Here is a 24,248-nt window from a genome sequence, read left to right as displayed (position 1 = left end):
CGGAATCCAGGGGCACAATGCCCGGAATCACAGCGCAGCCAGAACGGTCTGCATGATCCGTTCCACCGAGAGGCCGTAGCGCTCGTGCAGCGTCGGCAGGGCACCCGCGTGCAGGAACTCGTCCGGCAGGGCAACGGGGATGATGCGCTTGCCGATGCCGGCCCGGACGGCGGCGGAAGCAACGGTTTCGAAGAGGCCGCCGACGACGGTATGGTTCTCGAGGGTCACCACCAGCCGGTCGGTATCCACCTCGGCCAGGACGGTGGCGGCGTCGAACGGCTTGATGGTCGGGGTATGGACGACGGAAACGTCCACGTGGTGGGCGGCGAGGTCCTTCGCCGCCTGCAGGGCCCGCATGGTCATCAGCCCGCTGGACACGAACACCACATCGGCCCCGCCGCGCAGCACCTTGGCCTTGCCGAGTTCGAAGGTGTAGCCGTATTCGTCCAGGACGGTGGGTACGTTGCCGCGCAGCAGGCGCAGGTAGGTGGGGCCGTCGCTGGCGGCCAGCTGCGGGACCGCCTGCTCGATGTCCACGGAGTCGCACGGATCCACGATGGTCAGGTTGGGCATGCCGCGGAAGATGGCCATGTCCTCGGTGGCCTGGTGGCTGGGGCCGTACCCGGTGGTCAGGCCGGGCAGGCCGCCGACGATGTTGACGTTCAGGTTCGGCTCGGCAATGTCCAGGCAGAGGAAGTCGTACGCCCGCCGGGCGGCGAAGACCGAGTAGGTGGAGGCAAAGGGCACCAGCCCGGTCTGGGCCATCCCGGCGGCGGCCCCGAAGAGCAGCTGTTCGGCCATTCCCATCTGGAAGAACCGCTCCGGATACGCCTGGGCGAAGATGTGCATGTCGGTGTATTTGCCCAGGTCCGCGGTCAGGCCCACGATCTTCCCGTTCTCGGCCGCGGCCTTCACCAGGGCGTGACCGAACGGGGCGGGGGCGGTCTTCTGGCCCGGATCCGCGAAGGAAGCGATCATCGCGGAGGTCTTGAGCTTGGGTTTGGTGGAGGTGTTCATTACTTGCCTTCTCCCTGGTATCCGGCGGCCAGCTCCTCGCGGCACAGCTGCCATTCGTGTTCTTCGATGCGCATGAAGTGCGCCTTTTCCCGGGTCTCCAGCAGCGGCACACCCTTGCCAATCCGGGTGTCGCACAGGATGACCGACGGGCTTCCCTCCGGTGCGGCCTGCGCCGCGGCCGCCTCGAAGGCGTCCAGCAGGGCGGCCACGTCGTTGCCGTCCACCCGCTGGACGAACCAGCCGCACGCGGCCCACTTGTCCGCCACCGGTTCGATCCGCAGCACCGTGTCCGTCTTGCCGTCCGCCTGCAGTGCGTTGATGTCAACCATGGCCGTCAGGTTGCCGAGCCGGTGGTGGTGCGCGCCCATCGCCGCCTCCCAGGTGGAGCCCTCGTCCAGCTCGCCGTCGGAGAGGAAGTTGAACACCCGTGTCCCGCAGCCCTGGTGCCTCAGGCCCAGCGCGGTGCCGACGGCGATAGTCAGCCCGTGCCCCAGCGAACCGCCGGAGATCTCCATGCCGGGCGTGTACGTGGACATCCCGGACATCGGCAGCCTCGAATCGTCCGAGCCGTAGCTGGCCAGCTCCTCCAGAGGCACGATCCCGGCTTCGGCCAGGGCGGCATAGTGGCCGATGGCGTAGTGGCCGGTGGAGAGCAGGAACCTGTCCCGGCCCTCCCAGTCCGGATCCGAGGGCCTAAAGCGCAGCTGGTCGGCGTAGACCGTGGCGAAGATGTCTGCGGCGCCCAGCGCCTGGCCGACATAGCCCTGCCCCTGCGCTTCGCCCATGTCTAGGACGTGGTGGCGCATCCGGTAGGCGGCGGCTTCGATGTGGCGGCGGCGTGCGGCGGTGCCAAGCGGCCGGGTCTGCGTGGTCAGTGTCAACGTGGGTTCCTTTACGTCTTGGTGGGTGGAAAGTGTGGCGCTCAGGCCGGGATGCCGGCGGGATTGGCGGCCGCGGCTTCATCGGCCAGCCGGCGCTCGCGGCGGCCCCACGTTTCGCGGGTCGCCAGGGCGGCCCAGAGACCGATGGCGCCGTAGGCGCTGAACAGGAGGGCCGGCCCCATCCAGCCGAAGGCGACGAAGAGCAGGGTGGTGATGAAGGGGGTGAAACCCGAGACCATGGCCGAGATCTGGTAGGCCAGCGAGGCGCCGGAGGCCCGGGTCTTGGCCTGGAAGAGCTCTGGGAACCAGGCGCCCTGGGCCCCGGCCAGCGAGTTCTGGCAGACGGCGTAGGAGATGACGATGGTCGCGATGATGAACAGGAACAGCCCGGTATTGACCAGCAGGAACATGGGGACCCCGAAGAGGACGGCGAAGGCTGTGGAAGCCACGTAGACCGGACGCCGGCCGATCCTGTCGGTCAGGCGGCCCCAGGCGGCGGTGGCGAAGATGCCGATTGCCGAGGCGATGCACAGGGCGGTCAGGGTCTGGGTCTTGTCGGCCAGTTCGGAGTTGTGCAGGTAGGAAATCATGTACGTGATCGACACGGCATAGCCGGCGGTCTCGGCGATGCGCAGCCCGATGCCGCGGACGATGTTGCGCCAGTCATCCCTGACCACCTGCACGATGGGGGCCTTGACGATGTCTCCGTGCTGCTTCACATCCTCGAAGACCGGGGATTCGGGCACCTTGGAGCGGATGATCAGGCCGACCGCGACGAGGACGATGCTGGCCAGGAACGGCACCCGCCAGGCCCATTCATTGCCCAGCTGCACGCTGAAGAGGAAGACCAGGTTGGCCAGCAGCAGGCCTACCGGGAAACCGGCCTGCACGATCCCGGTGTACTTGCCCTTCTGCTTCCAGGGCGCGTGCTCATAGCTCATCAGGATCGCTCCGCCCCATTCGGCACCGAAGGCCAGGCCCTGGATGACGCGGACGGCGACCAACAGCACGGGCGCGAGCACCCCAACCTGCGCGTAGGTGGGCAGGAGGCCGATGAGGAAGGTGGCCAGGCCCATCAGGATCAGCGAGGCCACGAGGACGGGTTTGCGGCCGACCTTGTCCCCCAGATGCCCACCGAGGATCCCGCCAAGCGGGCGGGCGGCAAAACCGACCCCGAGGGTGGCGAAGGCCGCCAAGGTTCCGGTGACCGGGTCCCCGCCCGGGAAGAAGGCGGTGCCGAAGTACAGTGCGGCCGCGGTACCGAAGCCGATGAAGTCGTAGGTCTCGATGACGGCGCCAACAGCAGACCCAACGGCAACACGCTTGGCGTCCTTGGTGCCATGTACCGGCCCGCGCATGGCGAGAGCTTCATTGCTCATGGGATTACCTTTCCGAACGATGCCGGCCCGGAGGCGGTCCGGCATTGTTGACAGTCAACAGGTGATATCAACCAGTGTGAGACCCGCCACTCCCACTGTCAACAGTCGACAGCGAAGTTTTTTAACAGTTGACTGTCGACAGTCAACGCGTCTACCGTGGTGGACGTCACATCTTCGACCTTCCAAGGAACCGGCAATGACGTTCCACCCCCGTTTGGGTTGTTCCTCCATCAGCTTCCGGAGGCAGGCCCTCCCTGCCGCACTGGCCACCATGGCCGGCCTCGGCTTTACCGAACTGGACCTGGGCGCCCTGCCCGGAGTCTGCGACCACGTGCCGTACCACCTCGACGACAAGGCCGTCTCCGCAGTCGCCCGCACGGTGCAGGACTCCGGCCTCCGGGTCCGCTCCATCAATGGTGACGTCGGCGACCTGAACCGGCCGCTGGATCCGCGGGAACACGGCGACCGTGCACGGCACCTCGACATGCTGCTGTCCCTGGCCGGACAGACCGGCGCCCAGGCCCTGGTACTGCCCTGCGGAGCGGTCAGCCACGAGCCGTACCGTTCCCGGGAGCAGGACCTGGACCTGGTCGCCGACGAACTGGCAGCGGCAGCGGCCAAGGCCGCAGGGGCCGGAGTCGGTCTATGGACCGAATCCCTGCACTTCCACCGGTTCTGCTGGAACATGGGCCTCGCCCGGGACCTGGCCGACCGGCTGTCCGGGACCGGCGTGGGCGTGGTGATGGATTTCAGCCATATCGTCGCCTCGGGCGGGGACCCAAAGCAGTTCATCAACCAATTCCACCCCCGGATCACCCATGTCCACCTGCGGGATGCGGTGCCCGGCAATATCAACCTCAGCATTGGCAACGGCCAAGCCGATTTCGCCGGCGGCCTGAAGGCATTGGCCGACCAGGGTTATACCGGCAGCTTCTCGCTGGAACTGGAAACCCACGACGTTACGGATGCCGAGCGGCCCGCCGCCGCGGCACGGGCCGCGGCCTACATCTCCAACCTGATCTGATCCACACAGGCCGACCTACCAATTAAGGAATCAAGGAGCAACATGACCACCATCCAGCGCACTGCCGTGATCACCGGCGCCACCTCCGAGCGCGGCATCGGCCTGGCCACCGCCCGCCGCTATGCCCGGGAAGGCTGGGCCGTCGCCGTCCTGGACCTCGACGGCGAGAAGTCCGCCAAGGTTGCCGCGGAAATCGGCAACGAGTTCGATATCCCGACCTTCGGCTGCCAGATCGACGTCACCGACGAGGCGTCGGTCGCCGCGGCCCGGGACGCCGTCGACGCCGAGGTGGCCGCCGGCAACCTCCCCGCCGTCGGGGCCCTGGCCAACATCGCCGGCATCACCTCGCCGGTCCCGTTCCTGGAAACCACCCTGGAGCTGTGGAACAAGGTCATGGCGGTCAACGCCACCGGAACCTACCTGGTCACCCGCGCCTTCCTGCCCGGCATGCTCGAGAACAGGTGGGGCCGCATCGTGAACATGTCCTCCGTCTCGGCCCAGCGCGGCGGCGGGGTCTTCGGCAAGGTCCCCTACTCCGCGGCCAAGGCGGCAATCCTGGGCCTGACCAAGGCCCTGGCCCGCGAACTCGGGGACAGCGGCGTGACCGTCAACGCGGTCGCCCCGGGCGCCGTGGATACCAACATCCGCGTCGGCTCCACCCCGCAGCTGGAAGCGGCCATCGCCGCCGATATCCCGGTCGGCCGCACCGCCAGCACCGAGGAAGTGGCCGCCGCCATCACCTTCCTTTCCGGCGAGGATGCCTCCTACCTGACCGGCACCACCCTCGACATCAACGGCGGCAGCCACATGCACTAGGGACTCTGCGAGGTCTTGCCGCACCTGGTCCGCCGGTCCCGGGCGGACCAGGTGCGGCAAGCCAGGGCGGAGCGGAGGCGAACCGCAGCCGATTCCTGCGGGCGCGGACCACGGACAAAAGCCTCAACTGTCCTGCCGTGTGTGCGGCCGGTGGTCCGCGATCAGCCAGCCTGCCATCTTCCGTGCCCGGCGGGCGGCCAGCAGGTCGCCCTCGGCAGCGGAAATGATGGAGCCCTTCATCAGGATGTGCCACGAGCGGGCGAAGGACTCGGAGTCGCTGAGGCCGGCTTCGTCGGCGAGGATCCGGACGTGCTGGCGGATTTTCCCCAGGTACTCGATGCTCGCCTTGCCCAGCGGGTGGTCCGCGCCCATCTCGAGCAGGACCTTGACGAAGGAGCACGCCTCGAAATCATCGTGCTGGAACCATTCGTCATAGACATCGAAGATGGCCAGAAGCTGTTCCTCCGGCTCCCGCGCCCGGCGCTTGGCTTCCGGGACCACCGAACCCATCATCCACAGCTCGTCGCGCCGTCGCAGGAAGGCCAGGGCCAGCTCGTCCTTGGACGCGAAATGGCGGTAGAACGTCGCCTTCGCCACACCGGATTCGCGGATCAGTTCGTCGACACCGACATCGCGGATTCCACGGTGGGAAAACAGGTCGTAGGCGGTCACCAGGATCCTGGTGTGGGTATCAAGGCGTTCAGGGGTTTCAGTGGACGTGATCATGGCAACCAATCGTAGACTTCCGGGCGCAGCCTGGCATTATTGGGCGCAGTCCGTCCGGCCGGTTTCGGTCCGGCTAGTCCGGCACGGCGGCGAGCGGGGGCACGTCCGTCCGCATCTCCGCCGGCGGCGGGGCGGCCAGGTGGGTCCGTTCGATGGCGTCCGCCACCACGGCCTTCCGGCTGCCGGTGTGCCTCATCACCTTCCGCTGCCGGCGGGACCCGGTGCCGTCGGCGAGGATGTGCGCCAGTTCCGCTCCCACCCGGACTTCATCCCCCGACGGGCGGAGCGCCGGCCGGACGTGGTCCAGCAGGGCCCCGACGGCTTCTGCTGCACTGCACGGCTTCTGCCGCAGCGGGTGCACAAGCTCACCCCCGACTCCGTACCTGCTGGCCTGCCATCCGGCCAGCCGAAGGTTCGCGGCGGAAACCTGCGGGGCGGGCATTCCGGCCCGCCACTGGCCGGCGGCGGTCTCCACCAGCGCCCGCACCAGTGCGGCGATGGCCACGGTGTGAGACGCCTCGAGGCAAACATCGGCAATCCGCACCTCCACCGTTGGGTGGCGGCTGGACAGCCGCGCGTCGAAATACATCATGCCCTCGTCGAGCAGCACCCCGGTGGCGAGCATGGATTCAATGTGGCGTCGGTAGGCCGCCGCAGAGCCGAAGAGTTCGCACGGACCCGCGGTGGGCCAGCGGTTCCACGCCTGGTACCGGAAGCTTTCATAACCGCTGTCCGTGCCCTGCCAGTAGGGCGAGTTGGCACTGAGGGCCAGCAGCACCGGCAGCCAGGTCCGGATCCGGTCCAGCACCGCCACGCCTTCTTCGGGCGAGGCCACCGCAACGTGGATGTGCAGGCCGCAGGTCAGCTGCTCCTTCAGCGTCAGTCCGAACCTTTCGCCCATATCCAGGTATCGCCGGGCCGGAACGGTGTGGGTGGCATGCCTGTTGATGCTCGTGGCCAGCGCCACCGCCCTGGCCCCCATGGACCGGGCGGCCTCATCCGCGCGGAACCGGCCCCTGCGTACGGCGGCGGCCAGCTCGTCGAAGGTCGAACACACGGGGCTGACAGCTTCGAGCTGTTCCTGCTTCACTTCCAAGGTGAGGCTGGGATCGGACGTCCCGCAGCGCGCAGACGTCCGGGCCAGCGATGATTCGGCGACAGCGACAGGCTTGGCCGTGTCCTCGTCCACGAGCAGGAATTCCTCTTCGACACCGAAGGTACGGGATTCCGGGCGGGGGCAGGCAGCCGGGTCGGGGAAGTCATTCATTGCGTTTCCCACAAGTCTAAAGTTCAAGGAAGCTACTCAACCCTGTCCTCCGAGGGTACAGCAACGGTTGTGGCCCTGTCAGGACAGCGGTGCACCGGGCAAAGCCTCCGGCGGAAACATTTCACCCAAACACACGGCGCACCCGGCAGGCTGTCAACGGTACTGGACGGACATTGGGCTTCGGCCCAGGCCGGCGATTTGGGGGAAGACGAACCACATCCAGTGGCTTGCCCTGCGTCGGTTGCGCAGTTCCGCCGGGGCATGGCCGTGGGTGCCTTCGCTGTCCCGGGCGGCGACGAAGCGTTCGAGGTTGCAGGGGCCCGCCACAGGCGCTCCCGCGGGAATGATGCCCGGAACGGTCCCGATCGGGCAGAATCACGGTATGTGCGGACGATTCGTGATGGCAAGGGCAACGGCCGACCTGGTGTCGGCGTTCGGGGTCGATGACGTTGCCGGACCCGACCTGCGCCCCTCCTGGAACGTCGCCCCGACCCAGCAGGTGCGCATCGTGCTGGAGCGGGTCAACGAGGAGACCGGCGAGTTGACCCGCCGGCTGGAAACCGTCCGGTGGGGGCTGGTGCCGGTGTGGGCCAAGTCCCGTTCGGTGGGCTCGAGGATGATCAACGCGCGGTCCGAGACCGTGCTGGAAAAACCGGCCTTCCGCTCGGCCGCGGTCAAACGCCGGGCCCTGGTCCCGGCCGAAGGGTACTACGAGTGGCAGAAAACCGACGGCGGAAAGATCCCCCACTACCTGCACCCCGACGACGGCACGTTGCTGGGGTTCGCCGGGCTGTACGAGTTCTGGGCGGATCCGGAACTGCCCGAAGACCACGAAGACAAGTGGCTGATGACCTGCACGATCCTCACCCGCCCCGCCCAGGACGCCCTGGGCCACGTCCATGACCGTACCCCGGTCATCGTCCCGGCCGGCCTGCAGGCCGACTGGCTCGATCCGAGGCTGACAGGGAAGGCAGACGTGCGCAGCCTGCTGGACGAGATCCCGGAGCCGCACCTGGTGCCCCGGGTTGTCTCCGACCGGGTGAACTCGGTCCGCAACAACGGGCCCGAACTGATCGAACCGGTCGGCTGCTGACCTGGCCGCCCAGGACCCTGCCCGGGTGCCCGGCCCTGGAGCCGGTCCAAGGTCTAGGCTCAAGCTATGACTGAAGTGCGGGAGCGCACGCGGCATTCGAAGGAGAACAAAGATGGGCCAGGAAAAAATCATCGTCATCGGCTCCGGTCCCGCCGGCTACACCGCGGCCATCTACGCGGCCCGGGCCGGCCTGGCGCCCCGCGTGATCGCCGGGGCGGTCACCGCCGGCGGTGCGCTGATGAACACCACGGAGGTGGAGAACTTCCCCGGCTTCCCCGAGGGCATCCAGGGTCCGGAGCTGATGGAGAACCTGCAGCGGCAGGCCGAGCGGTTCGGTGCCGTCGTCGAGTTCGACGACGTCGCTTCCGTGGAGCTCAAGGGGCACCTGAAGAAGGTGGCCACCGTCGGCGGGAACACCTACGAGACGCCGTCGGTCATCCTCGCGATGGGCTCCGCCTACAAGGAACTGGGCCTGCCCGAAGAGAAGCGGTTCAGCGGCCACGGGGTGTCCTGGTGCGCCACCTGCGACGGCTTCTTCTTCCGCGAGCAGGACATCATCGTGGTCGGCGGCGGGGACTCGGCCATGGAGGAGGCGCTCTTCCTGACCCGCTTCGGCAGGTCCGTCACCGTCGTCATCCGCCGCGACGCGCTCAGGGCGTCCAAGATCATGGCCCAGCGCGCCCGGGACAACGAGAAGATCCGCTTCGAATGGAACAGCGCCGTGACCGCCATCCACGGCGACGGCAAGGTCACCGGGGTCACGCTCACCGACACGGTCACCGGGGCCACCCGGCGCTTGGGCGCATCGGGCATTTTCGTGGCCATCGGGCACGTGCCGCGCACCGAACTGGTCAGGGGCCAGATCGACCTCGACGAGGCCGGCTACATCAAGGTGGACTCCCCCACCACCGTCACCAATCTCCGCGGGGTGTTCGCCTGCGGCGACGCGGTGGACCACCGCTACCGCCAGGCCATCACTGCCGCCGGCACCGGCTGCGCCGCCGCCCTGGACGCCGAACGCTACCTGGCCGCCCTCGAGGATGCCGACAGCATTGCCACCGCGCTCGTCGAGGAGGGCACCCATGGCTGAGGAGGCAATCGCGCCATAGCCGTTCCGGTCACCCGTGGAGGTCTTCCATCACCGAGCGGAGGCTGCCCAGGAATTCCTCGAGGTCGGCGTCCGAGAAGACCAGCGGAGGACGGATCTTCAGGACGTTGTCCTCCCTGCCCGAGGAACTGATGAGGACCCGTCGCTGCCGCAGCGCGTTGACGATCCGCTCGGCACCGTCTTTGTCTGCCGCCTGGCTGCCCGGACCGGTCACCACATCCACGCCGTAGAAGAGCCCGCAGCCCCTGACCTCGGACAGCATGGGATAGTCGCGTGCTATCCCCCGCAGGCCCGTTCCCAGCAGGCCGCCGAGCCGGCGGATGTTCTCGAGCAGGTTCCCGTCTTCGATCACGTCCAGGACCGCGTTGGCGGCAGCGATGCACACCGAGTTGCCCCCGAACGTATTGAAGTAGCGCATATCGTTCCCAAAGCGTTCCAGGACTTCCGGACGGCCGACCACGGCGGAAATCGGCATGCCGTTGCCCATCGGTTTGCCAAGGATGACCAGGTCCGGCAGGATGCCATGCCGGAGGAAACCCCACCAGGCGTCGCCGGTGCGGCCGAATCCCGGTTGGACCTCATCGGCGAGGTACAGGCCCCCGGCGGCGTGCACAACGTCCACGACGGGCTTCAGGAACCCCGCCGGATCAGCCTGCAGCCCGTCGCTGGAGAAGATCGAATCCGCGATGAAGGCCGCGAACCCGGTACCGTCGGACTCAAGGCCGTCGATGGTCTGCCGAACCCTGTCGGCGAACAGCCGCCCGGCATCGGCGCCCTCCACGGACGTGTCGGGCGCATCGACATACCGCACCCAGCCGGCTGTCGGCCGGTGCGGCCCAAGGCTTGGCGAGATGGTGGCCGCCTCCGTCGTCGTTCCGTGGTAGGCATGCCTGGTGACGATGACCCCTCCCCTGCCCGTCTCGTACTTGGCGATGCGCAGGGCCAGATCCACCGCCTCGCTGCCGGTGCAGGCATAGATCACCTGTCCGATCTCTTCGGGGAAGAGGCCGATAAGGCGTTCCGAATACTCGATGATCGGCAGTGTCACATAACGCGTGTGCGTATTCAGCCGCGACATCTGTTCGCATACTGCCTGGGTGACGCGGGGATTGGCGTGGCCCACGGCCGGAACGTTGTTGTAGACATCGAGATAGGACCTGCCGTGGCTGTCGAACAGCCGGACCCCGCTGCCCCGGACGAATTCGACCGGTTCCCGGTAGAACAGCCGGTACGAAGGCGCCAGCACCCTGCTGCGCCGCTCCACCATGGCTCTCATTTCCGGATCAAGCGAATCGAGGGTCGACGGATCGAAGCCGTTCGCCATGTAGGTGTTCTTGCTGGACAACGCCGTTCTCCTAAATATCGTCGATATGACCGAATGCAGGGGCTCTGCAGGGCACGTCACGCCCCGAGGCTCAGCGCCACGTCCCTCAGCCTCGCCTGCTGCTGCCGCCGAAGTTCCACTGCCTGATCGATACTGATCCGGGTGAACCGTACTTTGTCCGGGACCTTCGCCTGTGCCAGCAGGTCCAGGTCCCGGGCAATGACCGTGCCGAGGGTGGCGTAGCCGCCGCCTGTGACGGCGTCCCGGAGGAGGCAAATCGGCTCGGCTCCGTCCGGTACCTGGATGGAGCCCATCGGATAGCCGAGATCCACGACATTGCTCGGATTGTCTCCCGCACCGAAGACCGGGGCGCGGTCCACGAACTCGAGGCGCTCACCGTGGAACCGGTAGCCGATGCGGTTTGCCTCCGCCGTGACGCGGTACTCGGTCGAGAAGAAGGTCCCAAGGCTTTCCGGCCGGAAGCGGTAGTTGCACAGCCCCTCCACGACCCTGAGTTCGTACTCATGTCCCAGCCGCGGCAGGAAGCGTTCATCCAGCCGGACGCCGGCACGCGGCGCCCCGCGTGCCGGGGAAGCCTCGGCCACCGGCAGTTTGTCCCCCTGCTTCAAGGGGCGGCCGTCCAGGCCGCCGATCGACGAGGTGGCGTACGTCGCACGACTGCCCAGGAAGGGCACCGTGTCGATACCGCCGGCAACGGCGATATAGGCCCGGCAGCCTGCGGTCATCGGTCCGAATTTGAGCGTCTGCCCGGCCGCTACCACCAACGGCGCCCACTGCTCCGCGGGCTGGCCATCAAGCAGTACCGGCAGGGTTGCTCCTGTCACTGCCACGGTTGCGCTGCTATGGAACAGGAGCTCCGGAGCAAGGAAAGTAACCTCCAGCGTGGCCGCCGAAATGCCATTTCCGACCAGCAGGTTCGCAACCGAATGGGAGTACTGGTCGAGTGCGCCGGAGGGCGGCATGCCGATGGCATAATAACCGTCGCGGCCCAGGTCCTGGACGAGCGAGTGCAGACCCGGAGAAACTACCTCGATCATGAGAGTTCCTCCATCAGCCGGGCATTGTATCCGTCGATGTCCTGGACGAACTCGGCATAGTTGAAATGCACCGGGCTCCTTCGGTAGTGGTACTGTCCGCATTCGACGCTGGCCCGGGTTTCGAAGTACTCGTCATAATCGATGGGCCGGTACTTGAAAATCGTGCCCGGCTGGGCGAGGACGATGGATTTTTCGAATCCCGGATTCGTTTGCGTCATGTCGAAGACCGGCACCGGCGACCGGCCGATCAGCTGGTACCCGCCCGGACTGCGCGTCGGATAGACCGTGGTGAACGCGCCGCCGTGTCCGACCGCCCGGGCGGGCGTCTCCGTTCGTGGACTGACGTACTTCGGTGCCTGGATCTGGCGCTTCCGGGGAACCAGCTGGAAGCATTCCGCATTGCCTGGGATAAAGCAAGGGAAAGTCGCAATAAACGGACTTCCCGAATGGGCGGAGATAAAGTCGCGGATGGTCGAAAATCCGTTGATCCGCGCACAGTAGGCAATGTCGGTCTCGGTCGGTGACTGATGACGTTGCCTGAATTTCATGAGCACTTCGGTCGTCCACGGATCGTCATAGTAAACGGGGATTTCTATGATTTCGGTTTCCAGGATGGAGGATTCGGCGCCCGGGAAGCGCGCGTGGGCGTCGTGCAGGGCCGCCACGAGGTCGCGCGGATCCTGGCGGTTCGGATCTACCCGGATCATGTAGCTGATGTGTGACGGGCAGACGTCCAGGATGCCGGGGATTTTCATCGAGGATACCTCGGTGGTAATCAGCTGAACCCTCAATGCATCGACCAGTGACATGGATTCAGAGAGTTCGACAAAGAGGAATTCATCCGCCCCGAAGCTCAACTTCGAGCCGTCCTGGAAGTAGTGATAAACCGGCTGGTCCAATTCAGTTCTCCGATCCGATGATGCAGCGGACAAGGATGTCGGATTCTTCGGGTGCACGGCGGACGGCCCGGGCAATCCCTCCCGCGTTCGGGCGGCCGCCATGGATGCCCATGGGCTGCACGGGCATTATTATTGGGAATCACGCCGTTTCCCGTGCTTGTCCTGCGGCGGATGCGTGCCGCAGGACAGGCACGGCAGCGGAACCGTGTTATTGCTTGACGCAGCCCCGCAGTCCGGATGGCTCCTGGCCTTCGGTGACGCGGCCCTCGACCCATCCCGGGTCACATGAACCTCTGGTGTAGATCCTGCGGCTCTCGGGCTGGGCGAATTTGCTCATGTCCGGCAGCGGCTGGACTTTGGCCGCCGGCTTGCCGGACTTGGCCGAATCCAAAGAGCTTTCCGGAAGCAGGTCCTTCTGGAAGATCTCCGTCACGAACGTATCGTTGGCCTGGGGGAAGAAATTGCAGCCGTTGGCAAACTCGCTTCCCTTGCACGCCTTGGCGGTTTCGGTGGTCACCCACGGCAGCGGCATTTCGATATTCTTGGGAACCGAGTCAGGGCCGTCCTGCAGGATCTTCAAGCCGACCTTCATGGCCACCCCTGCCTGGGCCGGCGGGGAGCCGGAGGAGATCCCGGGCCAGCCTTCGCTGAGCCGCTGGCGGAAGTAGTTGCTGTTCTCCCCTGTCACCGGAATCTTCTTGCCCGCGGCCTCCAGCGCCTTGAGGACGCCCGCCTCACCGTCCTGGGACCAGATGCCGTCCACGTCAGGATGGGCAGCAAGTGCCTTCGCTGTCTCCTGCTGGCTGACGGACGAATCCCACTTGCCGTAGAACTCGGAAACCACCTTGATGCCGGGGTAGCGGTCGAACACCGCCTTGGCGGTGTCGTAATGCACCGTGTCGGTCGCAGTTCCCGGCACCCCGCGGTTCATGAAGATCTTGCCCTTTTCATGCAGCAGGTCCACCAGGGCCTGCGCCGTCTGGGCGCCGAAGAATGCCTTCTGCGGGTCGTCCACCCGTGCCCCGGTAATGAAGGCAACGTTGTAGGCACAGTCGGCGTTGACGGTGGAGTCGTAGAACACGAAGGTGACTCCGCGCTGGCATCCCTGTTTGACTACCGAGTCCAGGGCCGTGGGCGAAATCGGGTAGGAAACGATCAGCTTCGCTCCGGACGCGATCATGGACTGCAGGTCGGAGATCTGCTTCTGGACATCGGTGCCGGAGATCTGCTTGACGACGTCGTACTTTTCGGCGTTCTCGGGCGCCTTGGCAATGGACAGTGCCAGGTTGGCGGCCTCGTCCTGCCAGTTGTTTCCGCTGTAGCTGAGGTTCAGGTAGATCTTCTGCTTGCCGTTCGACGCCTGCTGATTGCCGCCTCCGCATGCAGCGAGGCTTATGACCGTGGCCCCGACGGCCACTGCACCCAGGATGCTGCGTATTTTCTTGCCCATTGCTCCTTCTTTTCTGGTGGTTGCATGGATGTGCTTCGTCACTGGGTGGGGGATCCTAGCTGACACGCTGGCTGAACCTCCCGCCGATGAGTGCGATGAGGATGATGGCACCGTAGAGCACCTGCCTGAATCCCTCCGGAATGCCTGCCGCGGAAATGCAGATGCTCAGCAGTGTCAGGAGTACGGCTCCGCCGACGGTACCCAGGAAGGATCCCGCTCCGCCTCGGATCGCGGAACCGCCGACCACGACAGCCGTGATGCTGGGCAGCAGCCAGCCCGCGCCGATGTTCAGGTCCGCGCCCGAGGAATACCCGAGAAGCATGACCCCGGTCAGCCCGTAGAAGGCCGCTGCCACAACGTACACGGAGACCAGCGTGGCCGTGACGGACAATCCGGCAATCTGCGTGGCCCGGACGCTGTTGCCCACGCAGTAGGCCTGCCGCCCCAGGCGCGTCCGGTTCTGGATGAGCAGTCCCAGCAGCACGACGAGCACCAGCACGATGATGGGTGTCGGGATGCCGGCCACCGCGATTCGTCCACTGAAAAGGTCGGCCAGCACGGCCGGAGACCGCTGCGCCGGGGCACCCCTGCTCACGCCGAGGAGAATGGAGGCCAGGATTGTGCCCGAGGCGAGTGTGACGATGAACGGGGGAAATCCGGCGTAGGCCACGAAGAGTCCGTTGACGGCTCCGACCACCGCACTCAATGCGACGGCGATGGCAACCGCTGCGAGCACCGGTACTCCCGCATTGGCGAAGACACCGGTAGCGAAGGCACCGAGGCCCACCACGGAGGCGACAGACAGGTCGATTCCTCCGGTCAGGATCACCAGGCCCTGGCCAAAGGCCACGGTCACCATGAACAGGCTGAGGATGAGGACGCTGTTGACCAGGGAAACCGAGGGGAAGTTGGGACTGACGATCCGTGAGAGCGGAAGGCAGATAAGGGTGATGAGCCACACGATGGCAACCGGGTTGACCAGGGCCCCCGGGACCCGGCGCGCACCCTTGGCCGTCGCCGCTGCCCCTGCCGGCTTCGGGCCGGTGTGGGCGGCCGCCGGAGATGCTTGCAGTTTCACGTTGCCGCTCCTTGGATATTCCTTGTCGGGACAGAGGGTTCTGGCAGGGCCCGGGGTGCTCCGGTCTTCTTCTTTCCGGTGGACCGCGACCTCAGGTACCGGGTGACCACCGGGATGCTGAGCGCAACCAGGATGATCAGACCCTGGAAGGCCCCGACCCAGAAGTCCGCGATGCCCAGGCCAAAAAGGAGCTTCGGAATGGTCATCAGGCTGGCAGCCCCCAGGATCGAGGCAACCGCGTTGCCTGCTCCGCCCCGGAAGCTGACCAGGCCCAGCGCCATGGCCGCGAACGCGGTCAGCAGGAAGGGCCGGCCGGCATTCGGGTCACCCGAAGAAGTCACCGCCGTCAGGTACAGCCCCGCCACTGCGTACAAGCCGCCGGCGACGGTGTAGGCCGTGATCTCGCTCCTGGTTACGGGGATGCCGGACATGACGGCAGCGGGCCGGTCCGCGCCGATGGCGAACAGGGCGCTGCCCGTCCTGGTCCGGCGGAAGATCGACCAGAGAACGCCGATGGCGACCAGCACCAGGAGCGCGATCGGGATGCTCCCGATTGTGGCGAGAAGCACCTCGGTGAACCCGGGCGGCACCGACCCCCCGGGAGCCGGCAGGATCATGAGCGCAACCCCGGTGCTGCAGATGAACGAGGCGAGCGTGACGGCCAGCGACTGAAGCCTCAGCAGAACGATGAGGATGCCGTTCAGGAGGCCGATTGCCAGGCCCACCAGCACAATCATGACGATGACCAGCAGCGATTGTTCCTGATACTTCGTCAGCAGCGTTGCGGCCATGACATTCGACAGCGATATCGTGCCGGCGACCGACAGGTCGAAGCCGCCGGTGATCAGCACGAGCGTTGTGCCGACCGCCGCAATGGCGAGCGGAGTGAAGAGCACCACATAGTTGCCGAAGGCAAAAGCGTTCCTTTCAAAGGGAGAGAAAATCAGCAACAACGAATACGTGACAACGAAGATCCCTACAGCTGTAACAAGGCTCGGTTCCGGCAAGGCCTTGAATTTCGTCTTCTGCACCCTCAGCTCACCTCTACTCTGTTAAGAGCGCTTTTCATGATGTTGGTTTCGGTGATGTCAGCACCCGAGAACTCCGCGCGGATCCTCCCGCCGTGGACCGTATATACGCGGTCGCACAGCCCGACGAGTTCGGGTATCTCGGTCGAGTAGATGATGACGCCGCGCCCGCTGTCCGCGAATTTGCGCATCAGGTCGTACAGCTCCAGCTTGGTAGCCGCGTCAACCCCGCGGGTCGGATCGAACAGGATAAGGCACCGCGGATCCTGGGAAATGGTCCGCGCAAAAACCGCCTTCTGCTGGTTTCCTCCGGACAGGTCCGCCACTCGCCGGGCGAGCATCTGGCCCGGCAGATTCACCTGCTTGGAAATGTCGTTGGCGAGCCGCATCTCCCGGCGCTTGGAGACGATGCCCGCAGCGGAATACTTCCGCAGCGATCCAACGGTCATATTGAACGCGGAAGACATTTCCAGGAAGAGGGCCTCGGTCTTCCGTTCCTCGGGAACGAGGGCCGTCCTGTTTCCGGTCTCGGTCGGCTCCACCTCGACCCTGCCGGCCGTCAGGGGCATCAGCCCTGCCAGGCCGTAGAGCAGTTCACGTTGGCCGTGGCCTTCGAGTCCTGCCACTCCGACGATTTCCTTCTCGCGGACCGTCAGCGTTGCCTCCTTGAGCCGGTCTCCCACGGCGATGCCTTCGGCCACAAGGACGGGTTTTCCGCCGACATGGTCGAGCGGTTTCGGCGGAAACGTCTTGGAAAAGGACCGGCCGATCATCAGTTCCACCAGTTCGTCATCGGTTTTTTCGCCGCGCTCGAAGGATCCGACGGTGCGGCCGCTTCGCAGGATGGTCCCGCGGTCGCAGATGTCTTCGATTTCGTGGAGTTTGTGGCTGATGTAGACCACCGAACAGCCGCCCTCCTTCAGCCGCCGCAGCTGGGCGAACAGCCAGGTGGTATCCGGCAGGGCAGCGGTGGGCTCATCAAGGATCAGCAGCTTGGGGTCGATCGACATGGCGGCAATGATCTCCACCTGCTGGCGGGTGGCCAGATCGACCTCGGCAATGAGTGCCTGCGGGTCGATTTGGTTGGCCCCGAACTTGTCCAGGATCCGGGACGCGTTCGCTACCATCTTCTTCCGGGAAATCAGCCCCAGCGGTCCCCGCGGGAGGTCCGGAAGGCAGAGCTTCGCGGCAATCGTGATGTTCGGCGGCGAACTGAGTTCCTGGTAGGCGATGCCCAGCCCCGCCCGGCGCGAATGCCGCGGATGGCCAAACTGCAGTTCATGGCCGTCAATCTGGACGGAACCGGCATCCGGGACAACCATGCCGGACAGCACTTTCATCAGTGTCGACTTGCCGGCGCCGTTCTCCCCAAGCAGGCCGTGGATCTCGGCCCGGTCCAGCGTCATTGTCACGTCGGAGAGGGCCTTGGTCGCACCGAACGACTTGGATATGCCGTGGATTTCAACGAATCCCATGATCTGTCTCCCTAGCGGATTCCATTGGTGTTGGCAGGGCAGGCCGCGGTCAGGTCCGCTCCCGGCGGATTCTCGAGGCCACCTCTGCGGGATCGGCCTTGGCGATCTGCAGGACAGTCGGCCAGGTTGCCTGCTTTCGCGCTTCGCCGTAACGGTGGTTCTGCTGCGAGGTGCGCTTCGTCCACGTGGCCGCATTGACGCACAGGCGGGCAGCGGCAAGGGGGAAAACCACCTCCAGTTCCTCGTCCGTCATCTGGATGAGCTCCCGGTACCCGGCCACCACCTCGCAGAACGCGGAGACCGGATCTGCCTTCCTCAACATGGCGTAGGCTCCGGCGACGGCGGGTTCGGCCACCCGGATCGTGGTAACGGCATCATTGAAGTCCACCACTCCGGCGAGGCGTGCCTCGCCGGAGTCCGAGGCCGCGACCAGCACGTTGAAATCATTGAGGTCCTGATGGACTGTCGCCGTAGGCAGCCTGTCAAAGACCGCCGCTGCGTTCCGGAACCAGCCCAGGATTATCTCCACGCTCCGGCGGCATTCCGGATCCGTCACGGCGTCGAGGGAGTCCTCGATGGCCTCCTGGCTGCGGGTGACCAGCCAGTGGTGTGCACCGAGTCCGGCAGGCTGGACCAGCCCTTCCAGTGCGTTGGTGATCTCGGCCGCCACCCGGCCAAGCCGGCGCAGGAGCGCCGGGGGATGTTCCTCCACGGTTGCCATCATTTCCCCGTCGATCCAGTTGAGCAGCCGCAGCAGGTAGCGCTCGCCCCCCACGACGACGCCGCAATGGACCTGCCCCTGCCGGTTCGGAAGCATCCGCGGAAACTCAACGCTGATCGGCCGCTGAGCCAGATGCTCCAGCACCGACTCCTGCCAGGCCACCGCCTCCGGCGGCGAGGAGGCAGGCGTCAACTTCGCCAGGAATCGCCGGCCGTGTGCATCGGTGACACGCACGTTATGGTCGATTTCCCCGCCCAGCACCCTGGTGTCCGTCACGTCCAGGTCATAAAGGTCGTGGAGAAGCGCAGCCACTTCGCCGACCGGAACGTTCGAACGATCATGGGGCTTTACCGCTGTTCTTTGGTTTTCCGGGCCTGTTGGCATTCACTCGCACCCTTCGGGCCGCCACGTGCACAGCACGCTTTTGCTGCTCGTTGCTGATTTCAAGTACACCAACGCCGGCACTGGACGGTCAATGCATCGTGCGCCTACAATACGCGCATTATCTGTGCACGGTGCACACCGTGGCGGACGGCGCGGGCCGGCATGAATGGAGGGGCTGGCGGTGGGCGCGGAGGAGATTGGACGAGTGGCGCAAAGCCTGCTCGACCACAAGCTGGACCAGCTGACGGACCTGTCGATGTCGCGGCTGATAGAGGACGAAAAGGGCTACCAGTCCATCAATCTGGCCGATCTGCGCCACCAGATGCAGCGCACGATCCGGCTTGCACTGATGAGGCTGTCGGGAACGCCCATTCCCCCCTCGCTTTCCTCTGCCGCCTACGAGACCGGCCAGCTCCGGGCCTACCAGAACCTGGAACTGTCAAGCGTCCTCCATTCCTTCCGGATCGACCTGCGCATCCTGTGGGAAGCAATCGTCAAGGAAGGCAAGGCCCTCGGACTCGATGCGAGTCCGCAGTTCCTGGAGGGGCTGGTTGATGTCTGGGAGGCTGTGGAGGCAAACATCGCCGATGTCGTCGAAGGCTACCGGCGGGCAGCCGACCGGGTCAGCCGCCGGCTGGAGGAAATCCGTTCGGTGGCTTTCGAGCGGCTCCTGCTGGAAGGAGAGCGTGACGACTCCATCGTTGCCGAGGCCTCCCGGGCCCTGGACTTCCCCGTTGACGGCAGCTATCTGTGCCTCGTCGGGGCGTTCCCTGCCCCGAACCCCGACCTGCTCAACCGCAGCCTCGCCCGCCTGAACCAGCGGAACGTGCGTTCCCACTTCTCCTGGGGAGCCGGCGAACTTGTGGGAGTCATGCTTATCCGGTCCTCTGCGGACGAGGCACTGCGGCATCTTGATGACCTGCAACGGTTCACGTGCGGAGTCTTCGACGTTGACGGCCTGAAGTCGGTTCCGAAGGGAATCCGCCTTGCGAGGGCCGTGATCCGCGGATCGGACCAGCCGGGAATCCGGCATCTGCGGCAGGGCTGGACGGGGGCGTTTGCCTCCGTGGACAGCGAGCTGTCCGACATCCTCGCCGCCGAGGTCCTGGCACCGGTGGAATCGTTGCCGCCGACGGAGCGTGATGCCTGCTTCGAGGCGATTGCGGCCTACGTTGCCAGCGACGGAACAATAGCCGACATCGCCAGGATCACCTATCGGCACCGGAACACAATCCGCAAGCGCCTCCAGCAGCTGGAATCCGTGACCGGCCTCGACCTGTCCCGGCCGGCCGACATCACCACGATCAGCCTGGCCTACGACGCCTACAGGCGCCGGCAGAAAAGGCATGCCGGCCGCGGCCGCTAGGGCATCACGTCACCGGAATTGGGTCCGAGGGTCTGCCCGACAAAGAGATTGCCGCCGGGGTCGCTGGCCAGCAGGATGGCTGCGGGGGCGACCTCGGCCGGGGTGCCGAACCGCCCGAGCGGCAGTTCGGCACGCTTGGCCGCCTTCCAGTCTTCGGAGATGCCGTCCACCAAGGGGGTGGTGATCGGGCCCGGGGCGATGCTGTTGGCCAGGACATTGTGGGGCGCCATCTCCAGCGCAAGCGCCTTCGTCAGCCCGATGACCCCGGCCTTGGCCGCACTGTAGTGGCTGAGCCCGAGGCCTCCCTTGATGCCCAGTTGGGAGGCGACATTGATGATCCGGCCCCACTTCCGCTCGCGCATCTCCCCCACCACCTCCCGGCAGCAGAGGAACACCCCGGTCAGGTCGACGGCGATCGTTTCGTTCCACATCGCCAGCGTCATCTCTTCCAGGGGCGACTCGGTGAGCAGCCCGGCGCTGTTCACCAGGATGTGGACCGGGCCGAGCTGCCGCCGGGCGGCGGCGAAGGCGTCGCGGACGCTTGCCTCATCGGCGACGTCCACCCGGATAATGCCGTCGCCGCCGGCGCGGTCCAGGACCGCCACGCGGTCGCTGTTGGCCCGGAAGGCCTCGGCAATGGCCAGCCCGATGCCGCTGGCGCCGCCGGTCACCACCACCGCGCGTCCGGTCGCCGTGTCGAAGGCAGCGGGCCCGCTCATCAGGCACGCATCTTGATCGTCAGCCCGCCGTCCACGACCAGGGCCTGACCGGTGACATAGGCGGCGTCGGAAGATGTGAGGAAGCCGATGACGCTGGCGACTTCCTCCGGCCGGCCGACGCGTCCCCAGGGGATGTCCTTGCCCGCCCGTTCCAGCCCCTCCGGTCCCAGGGAGTTGACCGGATCCAGCGACTGGGGTGTTTCGATCAGTCCCGGGATCACCGCATTGGCGCGAATCCCCCGCGGTCCCAGCTCTGCGGCCACGCTGCGGACGAGTCCGAGGACGCCGGCCTTGGCCGCGGCATAGTGCGCGTGCTCCTCCCAGCCGTAGACTCCGCCGGCAATCGAGGATACGGCGACCATGGCTCCGCCGTCGGCCATCCTGGCGGCGCCGGCCCGCAGCGTGCGCAGCACGCCGGTCAGGTCGACGTCGAGCATGTCCGTCCAGCGGTCGTCGGACAGTTCCGCCAGGGCGGCGTTGCGCAGGATGCCCGCATTGGCGATGGCGTAGTCGAGCCGCCCGTATTCCTGGACGGCCCGCTCGGCGAAGGCATCAACGGAGGAGGTGCTGCGCACGTCGACTTCCTGGATCACACCCTGGCCTCCCGCGCCGGTCACCAGCCGCAGGGTCTCCTCCGGATCATGCGGGTCCCCGGGGAAGGTGCCGATGACGCTGCGCACGCCGCGCTGCGCATAGTGGGCGGCGAGGGCACGGCCGATGCCGCTCGCGGCACCGGTGATGATTGCTACCGGGGCATCGTCAGTCGACTTCATGGGGATGATCCTCCAGTATGGCCTCAAGCGGCGGCTTGGCGGCGAGCATCAGCAGCCCGGAGACCAGGGTTCCCACGGCTCCGACCCACAGGGCCGCCGCTCCGGTACCCGCCCCGGCGGCCACGGCAGTGAAGATGGCGCCGCCGAGGATGGTGCCCGGCTGGCTCATGGCGCCGATGAACGCGGTTCCGGTGGCACGGCAGCTGACGGGGTAGCACTCGGCCATGAAGTACTGGATGGCCGCGTAGGGGCCGACCAGGAAGAACAGGCCCGCGCCGTAGGTGAGGATGATCATTCCCGCGTTGGTGGCCAAGGGGCTGAGCATGATGCTGAAGCAGATGCCCGAGATGATCCAGCCGATGACGATCGTCTTCTTGCGGCCGATCTGGTCGCCGAGCCAGCCGTGGAAGACATAGCCGAAGTAGGCCAGCCCGTTGATGACGATCAGCAGCCAGAACGCCGTGGTCAGTTCCACGCCCTTGGCGTTCTTCAGCACGGAAGTCCCCAGGATGCTGAAGATCGTGATGCCGAAGAAATTGATGATCCAGGCCAGGGAAAACACGACGGTATTCCTGGCCAGATGCGGTTCCCAAATGCGCTTCAGGGGTGCCGCGGACGAGTGTTCCACACCGTAGGCGTGGGCCAGCGCATGCGCCTGCTCGCTTTGTCCATGCTTCTCAAGCTGGGTGAGCCGGTGGTGCAGTTCGAACTGCGGGGTTTCCCGCAGCTTCTTCGCGATGGCCCACATGATGATGGCTGCCGGGATGCACGCCAGCACGTACAGAATCCGCCAGCCGAAAATCGGAAGGAAGGCCAGGGACAGGGCGCTGGCCAGCAGGAAGCCCAGGGGCCAGCCGCCCTGGATGAAGGAGTAGTGGAAACCGGGACGCTTCCGCCTCTTTTCATCCTCGGTGACCTGGTAGACCTCATTCATGTAGGTGGCATTGACGGCCTGTTCGGAAAAACCGAGGCCGCCAAAGGACCGCACGAACACCAGGAGCGCACTGCTGATAGCGCCCAGCCCCGCGGGGATGAGCGAGGTCAGGCCCGAGACAACGGCGGTGCCGCCAATGGTGGTCATCATTCCGCGGCGCCGGCCGAGGCGGTCAATCACGGGGCCGATGGCGAAGCAGACGACCGCGGTACCGACGGCGATCCAGGTATTGATCGCATAGGCCTCGGGGGCGGTCCAGCCGAACTCGTCCTGCATGGCCGGCAGCAGCGTGCCGAAAAGCCCGAAGTCGAAGACGGCAACGGTCCAGGCCAACAGCGCCAGGATCGAGGAGGTGTTGGTGGTCTTCTTGGAGAAGGACGGGAACTGCCGTTTCTCGCCGGTGGTGGGAATGCTCAGGTCGACGCCGACCTCGGGGGTACTCATGGGTTTGTCTCCTTTCGCGGCGAGCGCTGGATGAAGGAATCGGCGATCTGGTTGAAGGTGAGCCAGCTGACACCGTCATGCGTGTTGATGTGCTCGATGAGCCGTTCGAGCATGAGCAGTACCTGGGGCCTGCCGGAGACATCCGGGTGGATGGTCATGGTGAAGGCGGCCTGGTCCATTTCCCGGTAGACCCAGTCGAACTGGTCCCGCCACATCTGTTCGATGTCGCGCGGGTTGACGAACCCGTGCGAGTTCGGGGATGCCTTGATGAACAGCATCGGGGGCAGGTCGTCCAGGTACCAGTTGGCCGGGATCTCGACGAGGTCGGTCTCCTCGCCGCGGACCAGCGGCTCCATCCAGGTTTCGGCGGGTTCGCCGTAGTTGATCTTGGTCCACCGGTCGCCGACCCGCACGTAGTAGGGCTCGAAATCGCGGTGCATCAGGGAATGGTCGTACTTGATGCCCCGTTCGAGCAGGATTTCGTTGGTGACGGCCGAGAATTCCCACCACGGTGCGACGTATCCGGTGGGCCGGTTCCCGGAAACCTTTTCGATCAGTTCGATGCAGCGGTCCAGGATGGCTGTCTCCTGCTCCCGTGTCATCGCAATCGGGTTCTCGTGGGAGTAGCCGTGAACCCCTATCTCGTGCCCGGCGTCCGCCACCATGTGGCTCAGGTCCGGAAAGGTTTCTATCGAATGTCCCGGGATAAACCACGTCGAGGGCAGTCCGTACTTCTCGAAGAGCCGCAGCAGGCGCGGGCCCCCGACCTCCCCGGCGAAGAGCCCGCGTGAGATATCGCAAGGGGAGTCCTGGCCGCCGTAGGAACCAAGCATGCCGGCAACCGCATCGACGTCCACGCCGAAGGCGACCTGAATATCCTTTGTCATGAGCTGGCCTTCCTGATCCGTACCTGAATGGGGATGTAGTCAACTGTCCTGGGACGGCGGCCGTCCGAGCCGGGTGAAGGCCTCGGCGATTTGGGCCCGGGGTGTGTCCAGCCTGAGCAGGAGGCTGAGCAGGATCAGGGCCTGGGACGGGCGCAGTATCCCGGAGGGAATGGCGCCGGCCGCAAGCAGATCCTTGCCGCCGCCATCTCCATAGATCGGCACGACCGGGCCGGCGTGAACGCGGGTGCTGGTCACGACGACGGCGCCGGCTGCGGTGGCGTCGGCGACCGCAGCGCACAGCTTCGGGTTCGCATTGCCGCTGCCGGTGGCCTGCAGCACGATTCCCGCCGCCCCCGCCTCCAGCGCCGCCCGCAGCAGGGCGTCGTCCGCCCCCGGG

Annotated in this window: 23 protein-coding genes and 1 pseudogene; 5 read left to right on the top strand and 19 right to left on the bottom strand. The window is 65.9% G+C overall.

The features are described from left to right. Window positions 1–27 precede the first annotated feature (27 nt). The 3 genes from ACFQ36_RS06280 to ACFQ36_RS06270 all read right to left on the bottom strand — a co-directional run bounded on the left by ACFQ36_RS06280 (window position 28) and on the right by ACFQ36_RS06270 (window position 3,277). The gene (locus ACFQ36_RS06280; protein ID WP_377011721.1) at window positions 28–1,017 is read right to left on the bottom strand and encodes a transketolase family protein; all 990 of its coding nucleotides are present in this window, start codon (window positions 1,015–1,017) and stop codon (window positions 28–30) included. Then, window positions 1,017–1,823 (bottom strand): transketolase, encoded by an 807-nt coding sequence (locus ACFQ36_RS06275; RefSeq protein ID WP_377011737.1) that lies wholly within the window; start codon window positions 1,821–1,823, stop codon window positions 1,017–1,019. Before ACFQ36_RS06275 ends, ACFQ36_RS06280 begins: the two co-directional genes overlap by 1 nt. A 116-nt stretch (window positions 1,824–1,939) precedes the next feature. Continuing rightward, entirely contained in the window at window positions 1,940–3,277 is a 1,338-nt protein-coding gene (locus ACFQ36_RS06270; protein WP_377011719.1) for an MFS transporter, read from the bottom strand. 196 nt (window positions 3,278–3,473) lie between these two features. Between ACFQ36_RS06270 and ACFQ36_RS06265 the strand changes: the two genes are divergently transcribed. Continuing rightward, window positions 3,474–4,301, top strand: coding sequence for a sugar phosphate isomerase/epimerase family protein (locus tag ACFQ36_RS06265; protein ID WP_377011717.1), 828 nt, complete (start codon window positions 3,474–3,476; stop codon window positions 4,299–4,301). A 42-nt stretch (window positions 4,302–4,343) separates the two neighbouring features. After that, the gene (locus tag ACFQ36_RS06260; protein WP_377011715.1) at window positions 4,344–5,117 is read left to right on the top strand and encodes an SDR family NAD(P)-dependent oxidoreductase; all 774 of its coding nucleotides are present in this window, start codon (window positions 4,344–4,346) and stop codon (window positions 5,115–5,117) included. A 123-nt stretch (window positions 5,118–5,240) separates the two neighbouring features. Here ACFQ36_RS06260 and ACFQ36_RS06255 read toward each other — a convergent pair whose 3' ends face one another. The 3 genes from ACFQ36_RS06255 to ACFQ36_RS06245 form a co-directional block, all read right to left on the bottom strand. Then, window positions 5,241–5,843, bottom strand: a complete 603-nt coding sequence (locus ACFQ36_RS06255; RefSeq protein ID WP_377011713.1) for a TetR/AcrR family transcriptional regulator — start codon at window positions 5,841–5,843, stop codon at window positions 5,241–5,243. A 73-nt stretch (window positions 5,844–5,916) separates the two neighbouring features. Further along, window positions 5,917–7,110, bottom strand: a complete 1,194-nt coding sequence (locus ACFQ36_RS06250) for a glutamate--cysteine ligase (protein ID WP_377011711.1) — start codon at window positions 7,108–7,110, stop codon at window positions 5,917–5,919. Between the two features lie 153 nt (window positions 7,111–7,263). Further along, complete coding sequence (locus ACFQ36_RS06245; RefSeq protein WP_377011709.1) at window positions 7,264–7,437, bottom strand: DUF1810 family protein; 174 nt, start codon at window positions 7,435–7,437, stop codon at window positions 7,264–7,266. A 55-nt stretch (window positions 7,438–7,492) separates the two neighbouring features. On the opposite strand from ACFQ36_RS06245, the gene ACFQ36_RS06240 reads away from it, so the two are divergent. Together ACFQ36_RS06240 and trxB are read left to right on the top strand one after the other, a co-directional pair. Then, complete coding sequence (locus tag ACFQ36_RS06240; protein ID WP_377011707.1) at window positions 7,493–8,203, top strand: SOS response-associated peptidase; 711 nt, start codon at window positions 7,493–7,495, stop codon at window positions 8,201–8,203. Window positions 8,204–8,315: 112 nt separating this feature from the next. Beyond that, on the top strand, window positions 8,316–9,293 hold the full coding sequence (trxB, locus tag ACFQ36_RS06235; protein ID WP_377011705.1) for a thioredoxin-disulfide reductase: 978 nt from the start codon (window positions 8,316–8,318) through the stop codon (window positions 9,291–9,293). A 28-nt stretch (window positions 9,294–9,321) separates the two neighbouring features. Here the strand turns inward: trxB and ACFQ36_RS06230 are convergent, their stop codons facing one another. The 8 genes from ACFQ36_RS06230 to ACFQ36_RS06195 all read right to left on the bottom strand — a co-directional run bounded on the left by ACFQ36_RS06230 (window position 9,322) and on the right by ACFQ36_RS06195 (window position 18,656). After that, complete coding sequence (locus ACFQ36_RS06230; RefSeq protein ID WP_377011703.1) at window positions 9,322–10,656, bottom strand: aspartate aminotransferase family protein; 1,335 nt, start codon at window positions 10,654–10,656, stop codon at window positions 9,322–9,324. A gap of 56 nt (window positions 10,657–10,712) precedes the next feature. After that, window positions 10,713–11,693, bottom strand: a complete 981-nt coding sequence (locus tag ACFQ36_RS06225) for a biotin-dependent carboxyltransferase family protein (RefSeq protein WP_377011701.1) — start codon at window positions 11,691–11,693, stop codon at window positions 10,713–10,715. After that, the gene (locus ACFQ36_RS06220) at window positions 11,690–12,592 is read right to left on the bottom strand and encodes an allophanate hydrolase subunit 1 (protein WP_377011699.1); all 903 of its coding nucleotides are present in this window, start codon (window positions 12,590–12,592) and stop codon (window positions 11,690–11,692) included. The genes ACFQ36_RS06225 and ACFQ36_RS06220 overlap by 4 nt, the downstream gene beginning before the upstream one ends. Before the next feature lie 208 nt (window positions 12,593–12,800). After that, window positions 12,801–14,042, bottom strand: a complete 1,242-nt coding sequence (locus tag ACFQ36_RS06215) for a sugar ABC transporter substrate-binding protein (RefSeq protein WP_377011697.1) — start codon at window positions 14,040–14,042, stop codon at window positions 12,801–12,803. 55 nt (window positions 14,043–14,097) lie between these two features. Continuing rightward, entirely contained in the window at window positions 14,098–15,120 is a 1,023-nt protein-coding gene (locus tag ACFQ36_RS06210; RefSeq protein WP_377011695.1) for an ABC transporter permease, read from the bottom strand. Then, entirely contained in the window at window positions 15,117–16,070 is a 954-nt protein-coding gene (locus tag ACFQ36_RS06205) for an ABC transporter permease (RefSeq protein ID WP_377011693.1), read from the bottom strand. The genes ACFQ36_RS06210 and ACFQ36_RS06205 overlap by 4 nt, the downstream gene beginning before the upstream one ends. Before the next feature lie 83 nt (window positions 16,071–16,153). Further along, window positions 16,154–17,623 (bottom strand): sugar ABC transporter ATP-binding protein, encoded by a 1,470-nt coding sequence (locus ACFQ36_RS06200; protein WP_377011691.1) that lies wholly within the window; start codon window positions 17,621–17,623, stop codon window positions 16,154–16,156. Between the two features lie 49 nt (window positions 17,624–17,672). Then, entirely contained in the window at window positions 17,673–18,656 is a 984-nt protein-coding gene (locus ACFQ36_RS06195) for a phosphotransferase (protein WP_377011689.1), read from the bottom strand. A gap of 277 nt (window positions 18,657–18,933) precedes the next feature. Between ACFQ36_RS06195 and ACFQ36_RS06190 the strand changes: the two genes are divergently transcribed. Next, a complete protein-coding gene (locus tag ACFQ36_RS06190; protein WP_377011687.1) occupies window positions 18,934–20,094 on the top strand; it encodes a helix-turn-helix domain-containing protein in 1,161 nt (386 codons plus the stop codon). On the opposite strand, the gene ACFQ36_RS06185 is transcribed toward ACFQ36_RS06190, so the two are convergent. The 5 genes and pseudogenes from ACFQ36_RS06185 to ACFQ36_RS06165 form a co-directional block, all read right to left on the bottom strand. Further along, window positions 20,091–20,813: an SDR family NAD(P)-dependent oxidoreductase gene (locus ACFQ36_RS06185; RefSeq protein WP_377011685.1), complete on the bottom strand. Its 723-nt coding sequence runs from the start codon at window positions 20,811–20,813 to the stop codon at window positions 20,091–20,093. The genes ACFQ36_RS06190 and ACFQ36_RS06185 overlap by 4 nt on opposite strands. After that, window positions 20,813–21,586, bottom strand: coding sequence for an SDR family NAD(P)-dependent oxidoreductase (locus tag ACFQ36_RS06180; protein WP_377011683.1), 774 nt, complete (start codon window positions 21,584–21,586; stop codon window positions 20,813–20,815). Before ACFQ36_RS06180 ends, ACFQ36_RS06185 begins: the two co-directional genes overlap by 1 nt. Beyond that, entirely contained in the window at window positions 21,573–22,964 is a 1,392-nt protein-coding gene (locus ACFQ36_RS06175) for an MFS transporter (protein WP_377011681.1), read from the bottom strand. Before ACFQ36_RS06175 ends, ACFQ36_RS06180 begins: the two co-directional genes overlap by 14 nt. Further along, entirely contained in the window at window positions 22,961–23,851 is an 891-nt protein-coding gene (locus tag ACFQ36_RS06170; protein WP_377011679.1) for a polysaccharide deacetylase, read from the bottom strand. Before ACFQ36_RS06170 ends, ACFQ36_RS06175 begins: the two co-directional genes overlap by 4 nt. A gap of 39 nt (window positions 23,852–23,890) precedes the next feature. After that, window positions 23,891–24,248: pseudogene (locus ACFQ36_RS06165) on the bottom strand (asparaginase); the annotation flags it as partial.

It is taken from the genome of Arthrobacter sp. GCM10027362, assembly GCF_042679445.1.
In the GTDB taxonomy this organism is placed as follows: domain Bacteria; phylum Actinomycetota; class Actinomycetes; order Actinomycetales; family Micrococcaceae; genus Crystallibacter.
Note: the sequence above shows the minus strand (reverse complement) of the source record. Positions and strands in the feature narration are given on the sequence as shown.

Excerpts from the sequence above, each read along its gene's own strand:
- ACFQ36_RS06200 (WP_377011691.1), bottom strand. The coding sequence starts at position 17,623 with ATGGGATTCGTTGAAATCCACGGCATATCCAAGTCGTTCGGTGCGACC.
- ACFQ36_RS06185 (WP_377011685.1), bottom strand. The coding sequence starts at position 20,813 with ATGAGCGGGCCCGCTGCCTTCGACACGGCGACCGGACGCGCGGTGGTG.
- ACFQ36_RS06175 (WP_377011681.1), bottom strand. The coding sequence starts at position 22,964 with ATGAGTACCCCCGAGGTCGGCGTCGACCTGAGCATTCCCACCACCGGC.
- ACFQ36_RS06280 (WP_377011721.1), bottom strand. The coding sequence starts at position 1,017 with ATGAACACCTCCACCAAACCCAAGCTCAAGACCTCCGCGATGATCGCT.
- ACFQ36_RS06270 (WP_377011719.1), bottom strand. The coding sequence starts at position 3,277 with ATGAGCAATGAAGCTCTCGCCATGCGCGGGCCGGTACATGGCACCAAG.
- ACFQ36_RS06215 (WP_377011697.1), bottom strand. The coding sequence starts at position 14,042 with ATGGGCAAGAAAATACGCAGCATCCTGGGTGCAGTGGCCGTCGGGGCC.
- ACFQ36_RS06180 (WP_377011683.1), bottom strand. The coding sequence starts at position 21,586 with ATGAAGTCGACTGACGATGCCCCGGTAGCAATCATCACCGGTGCCGCG.
- trxB (WP_377011705.1), top strand. The coding sequence starts at position 8,316 with ATGGGCCAGGAAAAAATCATCGTCATCGGCTCCGGTCCCGCCGGCTAC.
- ACFQ36_RS06170 (WP_377011679.1), bottom strand. The coding sequence starts at position 23,851 with ATGACAAAGGATATTCAGGTCGCCTTCGGCGTGGACGTCGATGCGGTT.
- ACFQ36_RS06225 (WP_377011701.1), bottom strand. The coding sequence starts at position 11,693 with ATGATCGAGGTAGTTTCTCCGGGTCTGCACTCGCTCGTCCAGGACCTG.
- ACFQ36_RS06260 (WP_377011715.1), top strand. The coding sequence starts at position 4,344 with ATGACCACCATCCAGCGCACTGCCGTGATCACCGGCGCCACCTCCGAG.
- ACFQ36_RS06275 (WP_377011737.1), bottom strand. The coding sequence starts at position 1,823 with ATGCGCCACCACGTCCTAGACATGGGCGAAGCGCAGGGGCAGGGCTAT.
- ACFQ36_RS06240 (WP_377011707.1), top strand. The coding sequence starts at position 7,493 with ATGTGCGGACGATTCGTGATGGCAAGGGCAACGGCCGACCTGGTGTCG.
- ACFQ36_RS06265 (WP_377011717.1), top strand. The coding sequence starts at position 3,474 with ATGACGTTCCACCCCCGTTTGGGTTGTTCCTCCATCAGCTTCCGGAGG.
- ACFQ36_RS06255 (WP_377011713.1), bottom strand. The coding sequence starts at position 5,843 with ATGATCACGTCCACTGAAACCCCTGAACGCCTTGATACCCACACCAGG.
- ACFQ36_RS06250 (WP_377011711.1), bottom strand. The coding sequence starts at position 7,110 with ATGAATGACTTCCCCGACCCGGCTGCCTGCCCCCGCCCGGAATCCCGT.